We start from the raw sequence: 16,964 nt of genomic DNA on the forward strand, positions 1-16,964 counted from the left end.
CTCACTCTCACCGGAAGGCGCGGGGCGGGGGTATCCGACCGTGCTATGGATCGCCGGCGCCACGAGGGGCGTCACTAGGCTTGAGTGGTGCTTGATCTCCGGCGCTGGTGTGCGGGCCTGGCCACCGCGGCCGCCTGCCTGGGCGCCGTGGGGCTCGCCGTCTCCGTCGCCGGATCGGCCCCCTTCCGGTATGTCAGCGAGTCTGGCGTCGCGGGCGCCCCGCACGCCGGGCTCTACCGGGCCAGCATGCTGCTCTTGGCGGCGTCGCTGGCGCTGCTGGCGGTGCCGGCACGGCACACGCTGAGCTTCCCCGTCCGGATCGGCGGCCTCGTGCTGGCACCCATGGCGATGGTGTCCGGACTGGGCGGCCTGACCCTGGCCGTCGCGGCGCCGCTCGCGGGCCTGTCCGGGCTGGTGACGTGCAGCCCCGGCTGCCCGCTCCCGCCCTACGAGACGCCGACGGCAAACGATCTTGTGCACGCCGCCGGAGCGATCGGCGCCCTGCTGCTGTTGGCGCTGGTCATGCTCCTCTACGCCACCCAGCCCGACGCCACCGCCCTGCGCCGCGTGGGGCGGTTCGGCATCCTGGTCGCCTACCCGCCGCTGATCCTCTCCGCCGCCGGCATCGCGCTGCTGGGCCGGGGCCTGTTCACCGGCCTCATGGAGCGCACCGCCCTGGTGGCGGTGTCGGCCTGGCTGATCATGACCGCCGCCCTTCACATCCGCGGCAAACCGTGACCGGCGGGCTGTTCACCTCCCCGGCGCGGGCCGCCGACACCCTGACCTGGCTGTCGACGGCCCCCGAGTCGGCGCTGGTGCCGGGCGGTCGCCCCGAGGTCGACGAGCCCGTCCCGCGCCGAGCGGCTGTGGAACGCCTCGCTACAGGCTGCCGGGGAGCGGGATCTCCTGCCAGACAGCTGACGGGCCCGGGTTGGCGGTGAAGTCGTAACGGACTCCCGGCTCGCCGATCGCGACCAGGGCGGCCGAGCCCGAGCCGTACTCCAGGCCGTCGACCTCCCGGCGGATCAGGATCGGGCGCTCGGCGGCGCCGGTGAACTCGCCGCCGGCCAGCAGGCCCACCCAGTCACCCCAGGCGTCGGCGGTGGCCGGGCCGGGCTTCGGGTTCGGGGTCGCGGCCAGGCGCAGCGGCGCGAAGTCGTTTACGTCGATGCCCTGGTTGACGATGACGTGGTCGCCGGGCTCGAGGAGCCGCCGCTCGATCGAGACTCCGTTCCACGAGATCACCTCGACCTCGGTGGGCTCGGCCCGTACCAGGTGAAACGCATCGAACGTGCGCAACACCTCGTCGTCCGGAACAGTGCCCAGGGGCAGTGACCCGCGGGTCGGGCGGTCACCCTGCGAGGGCAGCGGCGGGAAGCCGTTGAGCACGGCGCTGGCACACGGGCGGGCGGGGTCGACGGCGAGCCACGTGCCGCCGCCGGTGCTGTCACGGCCGCCGAACCGGCCCGGCCAGTGCTCGGCGGGCGGCTCCCAGGGGCGGGCCAGGTATTCGTCGCGGACCGCGGCGAGGAGGACGGGCCACGGACTGTCGGGGTTGAACCGGAGGAGCACGGTGCACATGCCCGAACGTTATGCGCCTCCCAGCATCGGCACACGGGCGGCCAGCCATTCCGCGAAATCGTCCGCCGGCAGCGGCTTGGAGATGTGGTAGCCCTGGACCAGGTTGCAGCCCTCCTGCCGCAGGTGGCTCAGGGTATGCACGTCCTCGACGCCCTCGGCGACGACCATCAGGTCGAGCGCGTGGCCGAGCTGGACGGCCGAGCGGACCACGGCCCGGTCCCGGTGGTCGACCGCGATCCGCTGTACGAACGACCGGTCGATCTTCATCTCGTGGATCGGCAGCTCACGGAGGCGGCCGAGCGAGGAGTACCCGGTGCCGAAGTCGTCGATCGCCAGCTTGACGCCGAGTGCGTGCAGCCGGTCGAGCGTGACCAGCGCGCCGGTCGGGTCGGCCATGATCGTGCTCTCGGTGATCTCCAGGGTCAGCGCGCTCGCCGGCACCCCGGCCTGGCCCAGCAGCCGGTCCACGATGTCGGGCAGGTCCGCCTCCTGGAGGCTGTTCGGCGACAGGTTGACCGCGACGTGGAGATCGTGTCCCATCCGGCGCCAGGACGCGCAGCGGCGCAGCGACACCTCCAGCACGTGCAGGGTCAGCGGCCGGATCAGCCCGCTGTGCTCGGCCAGGGGGATGAACTCGTCCGGCGGCACGAACCCGTGCACCGGGTGGTGCCAGCGGGCCAGGGCCTCGGCGCCGACGACCAGGCCGGTCGCGGTCTCGAGCTTCGGCTGGAAGACCACGACGATGTCGTGGCGCTGGATCGCCTCCCGCAGGTCGGCGACCATCGCCAGCCGGCGCGGGCTGTTGCGGTCGTCGTCCGGCTGGTAGACGCGCACCCCGCCGCGGGTCGTCTTCGCCACGTACATCGCCACGTCCGCGCGCTGGATCAGCGTCTTGGCGTCGTGGCCGTGCTCCGGGGCGAGCACGATGCCGATGCTGACACGGGCGTTGAGCCGCAGGTGGCCGATGGCGATCGGGTGCTCCATCGCGGCCGCCAGGTCGTCGCCGACCGCGACGGCGACCTCGTGCGTGCGGATGTCCGGCAGCAGTACGGCGAACTCGTCACCGCCGAACCGCGCCACCGTGCCGCGGCCGTCGATCCGGGTCTGCAGCCGCTCGCCGACCTGCCGCAGCAGTTCGTCGCCGACGTCGTGGCCGAGCGCGTCGTTCACGTCCTTGAACCGGTCGAGGTCCATGAGCAGGACGGCGGCCGGCGTGTCGGCGGCGCGCAGCTCGTCGGTCAGCGCCTGGAACCGCTGCCGGTTCGGCAGGCCGGTCAGCGGGTCGTACAGCGCCAGATGCTCCTTCTGCGCCACCTCCTGCCGCAGTTCGTCGAGCAGTCGGGCCTTGGTGAGCGAGAGGCTGGCGTGGTTGGCGAGGGCCTGGAACAGCCGCACGTGCTGCTCGCCGAAGGTCGGGATGTCGGGGAGGCTGTCGGCCACGAGGAGCACCCCGGTCGCACCGTCGTTCAGCGGTACGGGCACCGCGATGCCGTCCTCGATCGACCCGATCACGCGGCCGCCCCGCGCGACGAGAACCGGCTCACCGCGGCGCGCCGGCTGCCACCAGGCGGTGTCCGGCAGGGCGTCGACGACGCTGGTGTCCAGCGTGTGCCGGCCGTACATGCGCAGCCGCACGTAGGTGCTCTCCGGCCCGGGCAGGATCAGCTCGGCCCGCTCCGCGCGCAACTGGTCGCGGGCCTGCTCGAGGACGATCCGGGCGACGCCGCCGGTGTCGAGCGGGCCGTCCAGGGCGCGCGTGAACGCGTACAGCTCCTCCACCTGCTGGTGACCCTGGCTCTGCCGGTTGTACGCGCGATAGGCGAAATACATGATCACTGAGACGATCGCGAGCAGCGCGATGGCCCGCCGGTCGCGCTCCATGGCCAGCGCGCTGATCAGGCCGATGCTCGTGGTGACGACCACGAGTGGCAGGCCCTGCAGGGCGCGGGGCAGGCGCTTCCACTCCGTCGGGTCGTCGTGCAGGGCGATCACGGCCGTGACGAGGACGGCGGCGATGACGTCCGACATCAGCATGACGATCAGGACGTACAACCACCCCGCGGGCCCCGTCCCGGGGTGCGGCCCGGCGAGGGCGTGCAGCATGGCGGCCGTGGCCGTGGTCTGCACGCCGAGGAGGGCCATGTTGAAGCCGAGCTTGACGCCGCGCTGGCCGCGCAGGAGAGCCAGGCCGATCACGCCGCCGAGGAGGCGCACCGCGAGCAGCAGGGTCGGGTCGGTGGACAGCAGCCCCAGGACCATCGGGATCTCGCTGAGGCTCATCGCGTGCCCGCCGCGGCGGACGCGGATGTGCACCGCGAACCCCTCGGTCAGCGCGAACGCGACGAGCAGGATCCCCAACGGAACCGGATCCGGGTTCTCCGGCAGCCCGGCGTCGCGCACCCACAGCGTGTGTGCCACGACGGTCGCGACGCCCAACCAGAGGCTGAGCGCCGCGACCCGGGCGTCCGGGCGGCTCCACCCGCGCACTTTTGTCATTCCTGCCCTGTTGATGTTTCTGACCCGGTTACTTCCAGATGGAGGCGGACCAGTAGCTCCCACTCCAAGTTCGGCCGCTCCACGTCGTTCCTGACCAAGTTCGGCCACTCCATGTGCGGCCGTCCCATACGGCGCCGCTCCACGTGCGCCCGCTCCAGGTGCGGCCGGCCCAGTTGGTGCCGGACCAGGTCACGCCGGTCCAGTTCCGCCCGGTCGTTGTGGTGCCGGTGAGCGAGGTGCCGGTCCAGACGGCCCCGTTCCAGGTGCCGCCGCTCCACGCGGTGCCCGCCGAGGCGGCCTTCGCCCAGGTCGTGCCGTTCCAGGCGCGGCCCATGATGTCCGTCTCGCCGGTGAGCTCCGTGTCCGTGGTCGGGTCCGCCACGTGTGCGGTACCGCGGGAACTCTCCAACGAGCCCGTGCCGGTCGACGCCGCCCAGGTCTGGGTGGTCGTCGGCGTCGGCGCCTGGATCGCCTTCAGGATGTTGAGCTGGCCCGCGCCCCGGCCCAGGACCTCGGCCGCCGGCATGGCATCGGCGGTACTGGTGAGCAGCTTCTTCACCTGGTCCGGCGTGAGTCCCGGGCGTTGCTGCAGCAGCAGTGCCGCCGCGCCGGAGGTGATGGCCGCGGCCTGCGAGCTGCCGCTGCCCCGGAAGAACCGGCCGGTCGTGTCGCCCGGCACCAGCCCGGTCGGGTAGTTCACGTCGATGTACGCGCCGGGATCCCGCAGCCCCACGATCGAGCGGCCCGGCGCGGTCAGGTCGACCGACCGGGTGGTGTTGCCCCGGCTGCTGAAGTCGGCGACCACGTCGTCGGAGCGCGAGTCGGTACCTTTCGAGTCGGCGGCGCCGACCGCGATGACGTACGGGTTGGCCGCCGGCATCGACAGCGCGGTCCGGGTCTTGCCGTCGTTGCCGCCGGAGACCACCACCGTGATTCCCTTCTTCCAGGCCGCCTCCACCGCGTGCGAGAGCGGGTCGAGGCGTGCGTCCTGGTAGGAATCGGTGCCGAACGACAGGTTCAGCACCCTGATGTTGAGCCTCGGGTCGTTGCGGTGCGTGACGACCCAGTCGATCGCCGCGATGACCTGCGAGACGTCGGTCGCACCGTCGGCGGTGGCGACCTTCACGCTGATCAGGTTGGCGTTGGGCGCCATGCCGGTGAAGTTGCCCGGGACGTTGACGGTCAGCGGGTTGACGTCCGGGTCCCGCCCGGCGATCAGGCCCGCCATGTGCGTGCCGTGCCCGAACGTGTCGACGTACCGCAGGTTCGGCGCCTGCGACTCGAACGACAGGTCCGGGCCGTTGACGATCCGGGCCGGGTCGTTGAGCCCCTTGACCGGCGCGACGCCGGAGTCGATGAGGGCGACGCCGATGCCCGTACCGAGGATGTTCTTGCCGGCGGGGTCGTTCTTCCGCCACACGTCGACAGCGCCGGTGGCCCGGACCACGTTGTACATGGAGTTCGGGTCGCCATCAGCGCGCCATCGATTACCTTGGAGGTCCACCTCACCGTCGAGGGCCACCGCCCGCACCCCGGGTGCGGCCTCCAGCGCGGTGATCTGCTGCGTCGGTACCTCAGCCGCGAAGCCGGCCACGATCGACAACGGCCGGCCGACCGTGCCGCCGGTGCGGGTCACCGCGCGGGCGGCCGCGTCAGGATCGTCGTAGGTGACGATGACGCGGGTCAGGTCGCCGGCGGCCGTTGCCGGCCGGCGTGCTGCGGCTGCCGGCCCGCCCGGGGTCGCTAGGGCCGCGATCCCGATGATCGCGGCGGCGGCGACACCCAGTGCGCTCCGGTACTTGCTCGGCATTCGGTCCCCTTCCACGGGTCGACGACTCGCCGTGATCCATGGTTCAGCAGCCGGTTGCGGAGCGTTGTCAACAGGTTGGCCACTCTTCGCGCTTTACCGATTTACGGAAAGTGACAGACCTCACCGGGCTTACGGCCTGTCGCGGCCCGCAGTGGAGGACATGGGGGTCGGACGCGGCCTACGGGGACGGGGTCGACACTGCGCGGCGGCGGGCGCCCGGGCCGGGCTGCGGGAGCACGTCGCGCGGAGGGATCTCGGCGTGGCCGGCCTCGCAGATCAGGACGGCGTGGACCTCGGCGCCGCAGTCGCGGTGGACGGTCGCCAAGGGCGGGCCGCCCGGGTCGGCAAGGTAGCGGTCGCCCCACTCGCGGACCGCGACCAGCAGCGGGTAGAGATCGAAGCCCTTCTCGGTGAGCCGGTACTCGTCGCGCGCCCGCGCGCCGGGCTCACGATACGGAACACGGCGCAGCACGCCGTTTTCCACCAGCACGCCGAGCCGGTTGGTCAGCACCTGACGGGGGATGCCGGTCCGCTCGCGCATGTCGTCGAACCGGAAGATGCCGTTGAAGACCTCTCGCAGGACCACAACCGTCCAGCGCTCACCGAGGATCGCCATCGTCCGGCCGATGGTGCAGTTTTCCACAGACCACTCGAGTGCCGCGGGTCTCATGCACCCAGGCTATCCCCACCTGAGTCTGGTTGACAGATCCAGCAGGGGCGCGAGAACCTGAGTCCATGACGCAGACTCAGGACGGGCTCCGCAGCCGTACCTTCTCCTGGTCCGACCCGATGCTAAACGCCGCCCAGCTGGGCAAGCGCAGCGGCCTCGAACTGCTGCAGGCGATGTCCCGCGGCGAGTTGCCCGCGCCGCCGGTCAGCCATCTGCTGGGGACCGGGCGGCTGGAGGCGGAGCACGGGCGCGTCGTGGTGACCCTGGAGCCGCAGGAGTACCACTACAACCCCCTGGGCAGCATCCACGGCGGTGTCCTCGCGACCCTGCTGGACACCGCGACCGGGTGCGCCGTGCATTCCACCCTGCCGGCCGGCGTCGGATACACCACCCTCGACCTCACGACCAAGTTCCTGCGCCCGGCGGCCGTCGCGTCCGGCCTGCTGACCTGCGAGGGCACGGTCATCTCGAAGGGCCGCCGCACCGCGCTGGCCCAGGCGCAGATCACCGACGCCCGCGGCGGGCTCGTCGCGCACGCGACCTCGACCTGCATGCTGTTCGACCTGGGATAGGTTCCCAGCCGGCGCACAGCCCGCCCGGAAGCCCCGGACAGGGTCGGGCTCGTTGCACACGCACGCGGTGGAGCTGGCGGTACCGGTAGGAGCCAACCTGACCGCGACGGTCATGCGATTCGTGCTGATGAGGGTATGGGTGTTCCGCCGGTACGATAACGTCAAAAACGGTGAAAGCGGGATTTCTTCATGAATTGCGCGACGGTGTCACGCCGCGCGCCGGTGCGCTGGTCCTCGCCGTCCTCGCCCTCCAGCTGGGGTTCATCGCCAGCTACATCGGGGCGTTCCACGAGCCGACCCCGCACCGCATCCCGGTGGCCGTCACCGCACCGGCCGCAGCCCTGACCGAGCTGGTCGACCGGCTCAACTCGCTGCCGGGTGAGCCGCTCGAAGCGCGGGCCGTGCCCACCGAGGAGTCGGCGCGCCGGATGATCAACCGCCGGGAGGTGTACGGCGCGTTCATCGTCTCGGCGCAGGACGCCACCGACCGGCTCATCATCGCCAGCGGTGCCGGGGCGAGCGTCGGCCAGGCCCTCGTCCAGATCTTCACGCCGCTCGAGGACCAGCAGGAGCGGGCGTTCACCACGGAGGACGCGAAGCCGGCCCTGCTCGGCGACGCCCGCGGCCTGTCCGGCTTCTACCTCGCGCTCGGCTGGGTGGTCGGCGGCTACCTCGTCGCGATCGCGGTCAGCACGAGCAAGGGCTCCCGGCCGGCCAACCCGCACCGGGCGCTCATCCGCCTGGGTTCGCTGCTGGCGTACGCGCTGCTGTCCGGCATCGGCGGGGCTCTCATCAGCGGCGCCGTCTTCGGCGCGACCGACGGGCACCTGGGCCGGCTGTGGTGGTTCGGCGCCCTGCTGGTGTTCGCCTCGGGCTGCTTCACGATGGCGCTGCAGGCCGCGTTCGGCTTCGTCGGCACCGGGCTGGCCGTGCTGCTGTTCGTGGTGCTGGGCAACCCGAGCGCGGGCGGCGCCTATCCCGCCCCGCTGCTGCCGCCCTTCTGGCGGGCGGTCGGACCGTGGCTCCCGCCGGGGCTCGGCACCGAGGCGATCCGCGGCATCGTCTACTTCGACAGCGTCGGCGTCGGGCGGTCGGCGCTGATCCTCGCCGGATACGCGCTGATCGGTGTCGTCGGCACCCTGGTCGTGGCCCGGATCACGCAGCCGAGACCGGTGGTCATCCCGCCCAGCCGAAGTCTGGTGCCCGTTTCGCAGTGAACGCCGCGGCCCCTCGGCAAGCTCCTTTCACCATTCGTGGACGGGGACGTTGGAGTGCATCCTCGGAAGGTACTCCTGCAGCAGTTTCCGCATCGTGTCGTCCCGCTCGACGGGGCCCCTGCCCTCGATGGCGTGCGCGGTCTCGACCTGCCAGGCAGCACCGTTGCGGTGCGACAGGCAGCGCTGCTCGATGATGCCGAGCAGCCGGTCGCGCTGCTCCGGTGCGACACCCCAGCCCTCCAGCCCTTCGTGGGCGAGCGGCAGCAGGCGCCGCAGCACCAGCTCGGTCACCGGCACCGAGCCGAGACCGGGCCAGAACAGGGCCGCGTCGATGCCTTGCCTGGCGGCGTTGTGGAAGTTCTCCTCCGCCACGCCGAACGACATCTGCGTCCACACCGGCCGGTCCTGTTCGGCGAGCCGGCGCACCAGGCCGAAGTAGAAGGCGGCGTTGGCCATGCTGTCGACGACGGTCGGGCCGGCGGGCAGGACCCGGTTCTCGACGCGGACGTGCGGCTTGCCGTCGACCACGTCGTAGATCGGCCGGTTCCAGCGGTAGATCGTGCCGTTGTGCAGCCGCAGCTCGCCCAGCCGCGGCACGCCGCCGGCCTCGAGCACCGCCACCGGGTCCTCGTCCTCGCAGATCGGCAGGAGCGCCTGGAAGTACCGCACGTTCTCCTCGAACAGGTCGAAGATGCTGGTGATCCAGCGCTCGCCGAACCAGACCCGTGGCCGCACGCCCTGCGACTTGAGCTCCTCGGCCCGCGTGTCGGTGGCCTGCTCGAACAGCGGGATGCGGGTCTCCCGCCACAGCTCCCGCCCGAACAGGAACGGCGCGTTGGCCCCGAGCGCCACCTGGGCACCGGCGATGGCCTGGGCCGCGTTCCAGTACGCGGCGAACTGCTGCGGCGCCACCTGGAGATGGAACTGTACGGATGTGCAGGCGGCCTCGGGCGCGATGGAGTCGCACCGCACGTTGAGCCGCTCGACGCCGTCGATGACGATCTGGAGGTCCTCGCCACGCGCCGCGAAGATCTGCTCGTTGAGCAGCGCATACCGGGGGTTGGCCGACAGCACGTCGGGGGTCAGCTGGTCCCGCCGGAGCGTCGGCAGGATGCCGATCATGGCCAGCCGCGTGTCGACGCCGGCGGCGTGCTCCTCGGCGGCGTTCAGGCTCTCCCGTACCTGTGCCTCGAACCTGGCCAGCCCGTCACCCTCGAGCCGCTGCGGCGGCACGTTGATCTCGATGTTGAACTGCCCGAGCTCGGTCACGAAGGCCGGGTCGGCGAGCGCGTCGAGGACCCGCTGGTTGCGCAGTGCCGGATCGTGCTGCTCGTCGACGAGGTTGAGCTCGATCTCGAGCCCGCTCATCCCGCGCCCGTCCTCAAAGGGAGCGTCGGCGAGCATCCGCGCGAAGGCATCAAGGCATTGACGCACCTTGTCGCGATACCGCATCCGATCCTCGCGGCTGAATTCGCGTGTCTCGACGTCTTTGCCCATGGGATGCCACCTCCGCGGGTGTGCCGTCCACATGGCATACCACGCCCGGTGCGTTTTTACTCGTGCGTCCCACGGGGGCTCAGCTCACGTGTGGTCGCAGCCCCAGGTGGCGCAGCGCGGCCTCGGCGCTCGGCTGGTAGGGCAGCTTCCCGAGGTACCGCTGCCAGTCCCGGCGGTCGTCGGCCCAGGCCCGCAGGTACGCGACGCACAACTCCGGGGTGATCCGCCGGCTCCGGCCCTGGGCACCCTTCAGGGCGACCACCATGCGATCGCGCTCGTTCTCGGTGGCGACCGCGGCCCGGGGGATGCGGTCCAGGACGTGCTGAATGAAGTCGCGGCGGACCTGGAGGTACGTCTTCCAGTAGGCGGTGTCCGCGGCGGCGATGTCCTTGCCGTCGTCGAGCAGCGCGTAGACGCCCTCGGCGAGTGTGTCCCCCAGTTCCTCGCCGCGCGCCCGGTCGGCGTTGCGGAAGGGGTCGTACTCCTTCTGGTCCACCTTGCCCACCATGGCGACCGGGTCGAGCCGGCGGCCGTTGAGCAGGAAGAACCAGTCCTCGTTGTAGATGCTCGGGAAGAACGACCGGGCCGCCCGCACCTGGACGACCAGCGAACCCCCGCCGACGAACGTGCCCTGCGGGCCGCCGACCTTGCGGTAGGCGTGGCAGACCACCGAGTTGTCCGGGAACCCGTAGTTGATCAGGCCGACCGCGGTGTGCGTCTCGGCGAGCGCCGCGGCGTCCTGGATGTCCCGGGCGTTCTCGACGCGGATGTCGTCGTCGAGGAACAGCACGAACCGCCAGCCGACCATCCAGGCCAGGGCGAGCCCGATGTTGCGCTTCAGGCTGGTGTCGGTCTTGCGGTCGAACAGGCCCCGCTCGGCGGTGCGCAGCAGTTCCGAGGTGCGGAAGTCGGGCAGTCGTGGGACGCTCTCGCCGCCGACGTCGACGGCGACGGCCCGCACGCCGTAGTCGGTGGCGAGGTCACAGGAGCGCTCGGCGTCGGCCCAGCCGCTGCACAGCACCACGAGCTGGCTCTCGAGGTCGCGGGCCAGCTTCGCGGCCTCGCGCAGATACGTGTACGGGCGGGCGGTCGGCACGATGACGGCGTTGACCTCCGCCGGGCGCATCGACCGGCTCTGAACGGTGCTGAGGAGCCGCGTGTGCGACTCATGGTGTCTGCCGGTCGTCACTCCCCCGGCTCCGGCCATTCGTGCAGCCTGGTCGCGGGGATCGTCCAATCAGGCGTCAAGACTTCCCCTCTGACGATCTGCACCGAAGTGAGGATGCTGAAGGTATCGCGACCTGCGAACCGCGTAGCGAGATACCCACCGTTGCGGTCTCTGAACCTCTCATCCGTCAACGAGCGGACGGCGCCGTAGGTCCCGCGACCGAACATGCCGTTGAAGATCGTGACGGTACGGAGCCGGTTGTACGGGTTGGGCGCGCGGTAGAAGTGCGCGACGTCCTCGACGAGCTCGGTCCGGCCGTCGTTGCCTGCGCTCAGGATCGGCGCGAAGGTGATCGTCTCGTCACCCTGTCGGACCTGGAACGCGGCGTCGGCCTCGTCACCTTTGCGGGCGACCTGGGTGACCGGGACGGCGAGCTTGCCGAGCAGGGTGCGGGTGAGGAAGTTCCAGTCGACGCCGCCGAGCAGGACGAGGTGGGTGGTCAGGTCGTCGGCGGTCAGCGAGTCGTCGGCGCGGATGCCGACCGGGCTCAGCGGGTTGGCGGCGCGGATGTGGCCGTGCAGCTCGATCAGCGTGTCGAGGTCGGCGTAGGTGTACGACTCGGTGTAGTCCGGCTCGCGCGGGTCGGTGTACGGCATGCCGCTGCGCAGTTCCCGGGGTAGGCGCGCGCAGACGATGGTGATCGGCCGGCCGTCGGCGAAGTACAGCGGCCCGCTGTGCAGCCGGCGCAGCCCCTCCGACACCGGGCCGGGGGTCTGGGCGACGGCGTGGTTGCCGTTGGCGGCGTCCCGCAGCGCGAGCAGTTCCTCCTCGAGCTCCCGGCGGCGCGCCCGCTCGTCGGCGTCGAGCTCGTCCTCGTCCAGCATCCGCACCCGACCATTCGAACCCGAACGAACTGTGCAGAACAAGCGGGCGTAGGCATTGATGCGAATGGCCGGGGGGAGGTCCGGTTTATTGGGCGCCTCCCACGACGAGATGAGCGGCGGGCTCACACCGAGTGCTTTCGCCAATTGACTCTGGGTCAGCGCCAGGCCGGTGAGTCCATCAGTTCGCAGCGACTTCAGCCGGTGCGCCAAACGTGCTTTCGAATCCTCCGAGGACGACACGGTGCATTCCTTCGATGCGAGAGCGACTTCAGGTTGGAACTGAATACGTCTGACAACAACTGCGCGGCGCCGAAGGGTGCCGATCAGGGCCAATGCCAGGTCAGGACGTTCTTCACCGGAGCTAAACGATCGTAAAGTGCCTGAAGTCGATGCGTTGCTTCAGTAGAAGCTGAAGCCTAACCTGACTTATACCAAAGACATCGATCGCGGAGTCGGCAGTTTCAGCCACCGCCTGACTTCACCGAGCTACCTGAAGACGGAGGTGAGTGTAGCAAGCGGAGACCCAGAAAGCCACCGGTTGTCAAACGGTTCGACAACACGCGGATGCCGCCGAATTGGCTGGGCACGGGCCGTTTCACGCTGCCCGAAAAACAAGCAGTGCCCCGAGATGCGACCTCGAAGCACTGCGGCAATGATCCCGACCGCTGCAAGGGACCGGACCAATGCTGTCTTCAACACTATCCGCGGTGAACGCCGGCGGAAACCCCGCGATCGGCTCACCCACACTCATCACCGTCGTGATCGTCATCGTCGTGGCAATGCTGCTGCGCCGCTCACTCCGCCTGCTGCGGGGCACCGTCGCCGACGTCATGAGCATGTTCAAGGTCCTGGTGAACCTCGCCATGACCGCCCTGCTCCTCGTCGGCGTCCTCGGCCTCATCTTCGTCTGGGCGTTCGTCTCGGCATCGGGCGCCTGACGCGCCCTGGTGCCCGCACGGCCGGGGTACGCACGACAACCGTTGACGCCGCTCACCGGACCGTAGGAGGGGACGGGCCGGCGACGCGGGCCCGGGCGGGGTGGTCCTCACCATCCCGCCCGGGCGCACGGATCGACCCCGGTGCACAAGAGAGGGCAATATTGCTCAGTGTTGTCAGATCAACTGGAGGTCCGCCCCGCGAGCGAGCATGAGCTCGCCCTCGTGGCCGCCAGGCTCGGCGAAGGTCCGTTTCTCACCGAGCGGCTGGCGCGACAATCCGAGGACAAAGGCGTCCTCCTGGTGGCATGGCTGCGCGGCGATCCCGTCGGCTGTGTCTATGTGTGGCTCGAGGACGCCGAAGAGGACGGCCTGCAGGAGTATCTGCCGGGTGTACCGCTGCTCAACCGCCTCGTGGTGGTCCCGGAGTGGCGCAACAACCTCATCGGCACCACGCTCGTCCGCGCCGCCGAGCAGGTCGCCAAGGACCGCGGCCGCAAACAGGTCGCGCTCGGCATCGCGCTGGACAACAACCGGGCCGAACGGCTCTATCGCCGGCTCGGCTTCGTGGAATGGGAGCACGGGCTCCTCGACACCTATTACGTCGTGTTCAAGGACGGCAACGAGGTCCGGGAGCCCGAACGCTGCCGGATCCTGGTGAAGGACCTGGCCGACTGAGTGGGGCCGGTGGCGTTCCCCGCCACCGGCCCTCCGCCCGCGAAACCCTCAGACCGTCAGGAGCTGGCGGACCGACGGGTCCTGGAGGTCCTCCCGGCCGCCGGAGCGCACGACCTCGCCGGCGTCCATGATGACGAAGTTGTCGGCCAGCCTCAGGGCCAGATCGAGGTACTGCTCCACGAGCAGGACCGCCACGCCCGTCTCCCGGTGCAGCCGCTCGATCGCCTCCTCGATCTCCAGGATCACCGAGGGCTGGATGCCTTCCGTCGGCTCGTCCAGCAGCAGCATCGACGGGCGGGTCACCAGTGTCCGGGCCATCGACAGCTGTTGCTGCTGCCCGCCGGAGAGGAAGCCGGCCTTGTTGCGCAGCAGGCCGCGCAGCGCCGGGAACACGTCCAGCGCCTCGTCGACCGACTCCTTCGTGGCCTTCGGCGACGCCTCCAGCACCACCTGCAGGTTCTCCCACACGGTCAGCTGCGGGAACGTGTCATGGCCCTGCGGGGCGTAGCCCAGGCCCAGGCGGACCCGCTCGTACGTCTTGAGCCGCGTGATGTCGTGGCCGTCGAACTCCACCCGACCCGAGCGGACCGGCAGGACGCCCATGACGGCCTTCAACAGCGTCGTCTTGCCCACGCCGTTGCGCCCCATCACGCAGGTCAGCGAGCCCGGTGCGACGGTGAGGGAGAGGCCGAAGAGGACCTGCGCCCGCCCGTACGCGACGTCGATCGACTCAACCGTCAACATCAACAGCCTCCTTGCGGGCCCGGCCCAGGTAGACCTCCTGGACGCGCGGGTCGGCCTGGACCTCGGCGACCGTGCCCTGACACAGCAGCCGGCCCTCGTGCAGCACGGTGACCACGGTGGCGAACCGGCGCAGAAACTCCATGTCGTGCTCGACGACCACCACGGTGTGGGTCTGCGCGACCTCGCGCAGCAGGACGCCGGTCCGCTCACGCTCCTCGCGGCTCATGCCGGCCACCGGCTCGTCGAGCAGGAGCAGCCGCGGCTGCTGGACCATGAGCATGCCGATCTCCAGCCACTGCCGCTGGCCGTGCGAGAGGACTCCCGCCGGCTGGTCGACCAGCTCACCCAGGCCGGTCGTGTCGAGCACCGCGACCACGTCGTCGGGGTACGCGCGCCGGCGCCGCAGCAGGGACACGAGCGGCCGGCGGAACTGCGCCGCCAGGTCGAGGTTCTCCCCGACGGTCAGCTCCTCGAAGACCACCGAGGTCTGGAAGGTACGGCCGATGCCCATCCGTACGATCCGGTGCTCCCGCTGACCGACCAGCTCGTGGCCGTCGAAGCGCACGCTGCCCGACGCCGGGCGGGTGCGGCCGGTGATGACGTCGATCAGCGTCGTCTTGCCGGCACCGTTCGGGCCGATGACAAACCGCAGCTCGCCGGCGGCGACGGAGAAGTCGAGATCGGTGACCGCGCGGAAGCCGTCGAAGACGACGTTGAGACCGCGCACCTCCAACAGACCCGTCATGCGGCGACCTCTTCCTTGACGGCGACCGGCGCGGCGGGCGGCGGCGCGGCCGGGCGGCGGAACCGGGACAGCGCCGACTCGAACAGGCCCGCCAGGCCGCGCGGCGCCCACACCATGACCGCGATGAACAGCGCGCCGACGAGGTACTTCCACCCCGACGGCCACGCCTCCGACAGCGACGTCTCGGCGTAGTTGTAGACGATCGCGCCGACCACGGCGCCCGCCAGCGAGTAGCGGCCGCCGATGGCCACGCCGATGAGCATCGCCAGGGAGGGCACGATGCCCAGCTCGGCCGGGGAGATGATGCCGACGACCGGCACGAACAGCGCGCCCGCGATGCCGGCCAGCGCCGCCGAGAAGGCGAACGCGACGGTCTTCACGATCGCGGGGTCGTAGCCGAGGTACCGCACCCGGTCCTCCCCGTCGCGGATGGCGACCAGCAGCTTGCCGAAGCGGCTCTCCTTCAGCTGCCACGCGAGCAGGAAGACGACGCCCAGCACGACGACGGTCACCAGGTAGATCAGCCGCTGGTTGGCCTCCTCGTAGAGATCGAGCCCGAAGAAGTACTGGATGTTCGTCAAGCCGTTGGTACCGCCGGTGAGCCCCTGCTGACCGACCAGCAGGATGACAAACGCCGCCGCCAGTGCCTGGGACAGCACCGCGAAGTACGCGCCGCGCACGCGTTGCCGGAAGACCAGCAGCCCGAGCAGTACCGCCATCGCGGTCGGCAGCACGATCACCATGGCCAGCGCGAAGACGGGGTTGGCGAACGGCTTCCAGAGCACCGGCAGCTCGTCGACGCCGCTCCAGACCATGAAGTCCGGCAGTCCGGCGGCGCCGGCCTCCTTGAGCTTCAGGTGCATGCCCATCGCGTAGCCGCCCAGGCCGAAGAAGACGCCCTGGCCGAGGGTCAGCATGCCGCCGCGGCCCCACGCGATGGCGATGCCCACGGCGACAACGGCGAAGCAGAGGTACTTGCCGAGCAGCTGGAGCCGGAACGGGCCGAGGACGTTCGGCATGACCAGCGCCAGCACGAGGAAGCCGGCGACAAAGAGCGCGGGGCCGGCGTATCTGCGCAGCCCGGCGCTCATGTCAGCGCCCGGGAACGGAGGACGAACAGGCCCTGCGGGCGGACCTGCAGGAAGCCGACGATCACGGCGAACACCACCACCTTGGCGAAGCTGGCATTGGTCCACAGTTCGACGTAGCTGTTGAGCAGTCCCAGCGCGACCGCGGCGATGACGGCGCCGCGCAGCTGGCCCAGCCCGCCGGCCACCACGACCAGGAACGCGTCGACGATGTAGTACGTGCCGATCTGGGGGCCGACCGGGCCGATGAGGGTCAGCGCGACGCCCGCCACCCCGGCCAGGCCGGATCCGATGAAAAACGTCAGCTGGTCGACGCGGTTGGTGGCGACCCCGCTGACGGCCGCGAGCTGCCGGTTCTGCATGACGGCCCGCATGCGCCGGCCGGCGGAGAGGCGCGTCAGGTACAACCAGATGCCGACGACACCGCTGACGGCCAGGGCCATCATGAAGAGCCGGTTGTAGAGGACGGTCACGCCGAAGAGGTCGAATCCGCCGCGCAGCCAGCCGGGCGCGGTCACCTGCACGTTCGGCGCGCCGAAGAGGTCGATGGCGAGCTGTTGCAGCACGAGGCTGACGCCCCAGGTGAGCAGCAGCGTGTCCAGCGGCCGGCCGTAGAAGCGCCGGACGAGCAGGCGCTCCAGGATCAGGCCCATCCCGCCGGCGACCAGGAACGCGACCGGCAGCGCGACCGGCACGGCCTGGTCACCGGCGAAGGACTGGACCATGTACGTGGTGTAGGCGCCGGCCATGATGAACTCGCCATGGGCCATGTTGATCACGCCCATCTGGCCGAAGGTGAAGGTCAGGCCGAGTGCGATGAGCAGCAGCACGGCGCCGATGCTCAGTCCGGTGACGAACTGGTTGGCGATGGTCATGGCC

Annotated in this window: 16 protein-coding genes; 5 read left to right on the top strand and 11 right to left on the bottom strand. The window is 70.4% G+C overall.

The features are described 5' to 3' along the window. Positions 1-87 precede the first annotated feature (87 nt). Positions 88-738, top strand: coding sequence for a DUF998 domain-containing protein (locus tag Dfulv_RS44765; RefSeq protein ID WP_259859878.1), 651 nt, complete (start codon positions 88-90; stop codon positions 736-738). A gap of 141 nt (positions 739-879) precedes the next feature. On the opposite strand, the gene Dfulv_RS44770 is transcribed toward Dfulv_RS44765, so the two are convergent. The 4 genes from Dfulv_RS44770 to Dfulv_RS44785 form a co-directional block, all read right to left on the bottom strand. Next, entirely contained in the window at positions 880-1,581 is a 702-nt protein-coding gene (locus tag Dfulv_RS44770) for an NRDE family protein (RefSeq protein ID WP_259859879.1), read from the bottom strand. Positions 1,582-1,590: 9 nt separating this feature from the next. Continuing rightward, on the bottom strand, positions 1,591-4,077 hold the full coding sequence (locus Dfulv_RS44775; protein WP_259859880.1) for a putative bifunctional diguanylate cyclase/phosphodiesterase: 2,487 nt from the start codon (positions 4,075-4,077) through the stop codon (positions 1,591-1,593). Positions 4,078-4,105: 28 nt separating this feature from the next. Next, a complete protein-coding gene (locus Dfulv_RS44780; protein WP_259859881.1) occupies positions 4,106-5,887 on the bottom strand; it encodes a S8 family serine peptidase in 1,782 nt (593 codons plus the stop codon). 178 nt (positions 5,888-6,065) lie between these two features. Continuing rightward, on the bottom strand, positions 6,066-6,557 hold the full coding sequence (locus Dfulv_RS44785) for a winged helix-turn-helix transcriptional regulator (RefSeq protein WP_259859882.1): 492 nt from the start codon (positions 6,555-6,557) through the stop codon (positions 6,066-6,068). 65 nt (positions 6,558-6,622) lie between these two features. Here Dfulv_RS44785 and Dfulv_RS44790 point away from each other — a divergent pair, with 65 nt between their 5' ends. Further along, positions 6,623-7,129: a PaaI family thioesterase gene (locus Dfulv_RS44790; RefSeq protein WP_259859883.1), complete on the top strand. Its 507-nt coding sequence runs from the start codon at positions 6,623-6,625 to the stop codon at positions 7,127-7,129. A 194-nt stretch (positions 7,130-7,323) separates the two neighbouring features. Then, positions 7,324-8,346 (top strand): SNG1 family protein, encoded by a 1,023-nt coding sequence (locus Dfulv_RS44795; protein WP_259859884.1) that lies wholly within the window; start codon positions 7,324-7,326, stop codon positions 8,344-8,346. Positions 8,347-8,373: 27 nt separating this feature from the next. On the opposite strand, the gene Dfulv_RS44800 is transcribed toward Dfulv_RS44795, so the two are convergent. The 3 genes from Dfulv_RS44800 to Dfulv_RS44810 all read right to left on the bottom strand — a co-directional run bounded on the left by Dfulv_RS44800 (position 8,374) and on the right by Dfulv_RS44810 (position 11,901). Beyond that, positions 8,374-9,843, bottom strand: coding sequence for a glutamate-cysteine ligase family protein (locus tag Dfulv_RS44800; protein ID WP_259859885.1), 1,470 nt, complete (start codon positions 9,841-9,843; stop codon positions 8,374-8,376). A 79-nt stretch (positions 9,844-9,922) separates the two neighbouring features. After that, the gene (locus Dfulv_RS44805; RefSeq protein WP_259859886.1) at positions 9,923-10,969 is read right to left on the bottom strand and encodes a hypothetical protein; all 1,047 of its coding nucleotides are present in this window, start codon (positions 10,967-10,969) and stop codon (positions 9,923-9,925) included. 59 nt (positions 10,970-11,028) lie between these two features. Beyond that, positions 11,029-11,901, bottom strand: a complete 873-nt coding sequence (locus Dfulv_RS44810; protein WP_259859887.1) for an XRE family transcriptional regulator — start codon at positions 11,899-11,901, stop codon at positions 11,029-11,031. Between the two features lie 701 nt (positions 11,902-12,602). Here Dfulv_RS44810 and Dfulv_RS44815 point away from each other — a divergent pair. Both Dfulv_RS44815 and Dfulv_RS44820 read left to right on the top strand, forming a co-directional pair. Further along, positions 12,603-12,833 carry a hypothetical protein gene (locus tag Dfulv_RS44815; protein ID WP_259859888.1) on the top strand — a complete coding sequence of 77 codons (231 nt, stop codon included), beginning with the start codon at positions 12,603-12,605 and terminating at the stop codon, positions 12,831-12,833. Positions 12,834-13,001: 168 nt separating this feature from the next. Beyond that, positions 13,002-13,508: a GNAT family N-acetyltransferase gene (locus Dfulv_RS44820; protein WP_259859889.1), complete on the top strand. Its 507-nt coding sequence runs from the start codon at positions 13,002-13,004 to the stop codon at positions 13,506-13,508. Between the two features lie 48 nt (positions 13,509-13,556). On the opposite strand, the gene urtE is transcribed toward Dfulv_RS44820, so the two are convergent. The 4 genes from urtE to urtB are packed head-to-tail and all read right to left on the bottom strand — an operon-like array spanning position 13,557 to position 16,960. Further along, positions 13,557-14,252, bottom strand: a complete 696-nt coding sequence (gene urtE / locus Dfulv_RS44825) for an urea ABC transporter ATP-binding subunit UrtE (RefSeq protein WP_259859890.1) — start codon at positions 14,250-14,252, stop codon at positions 13,557-13,559. Beyond that, complete coding sequence (gene urtD, locus Dfulv_RS44830) at positions 14,239-14,997, bottom strand: urea ABC transporter ATP-binding protein UrtD (RefSeq protein ID WP_259859891.1); 759 nt, start codon at positions 14,995-14,997, stop codon at positions 14,239-14,241. Before urtD ends, urtE begins: the two co-directional genes overlap by 14 nt. Beyond that, entirely contained in the window at positions 14,994-16,088 is a 1,095-nt protein-coding gene (gene urtC, locus Dfulv_RS44835; RefSeq protein WP_259859892.1) for an urea ABC transporter permease subunit UrtC, read from the bottom strand. Before urtC ends, urtD begins: the two co-directional genes overlap by 4 nt. Then, positions 16,085-16,960: an urea ABC transporter permease subunit UrtB gene (gene urtB, locus Dfulv_RS44840; RefSeq protein WP_259859893.1), complete on the bottom strand. Its 876-nt coding sequence runs from the start codon at positions 16,958-16,960 to the stop codon at positions 16,085-16,087. Before urtB ends, urtC begins: the two co-directional genes overlap by 4 nt. Between the last annotated feature and the right edge of the window lie 4 nt (positions 16,961-16,964).

The sequence above is a fragment of the Dactylosporangium fulvum genome, assembly GCF_025137375.1.
GTDB classification, from domain to species: Bacteria; Actinomycetota; Actinomycetes; order Mycobacteriales; family Micromonosporaceae; genus Dactylosporangium; species Dactylosporangium fulvum.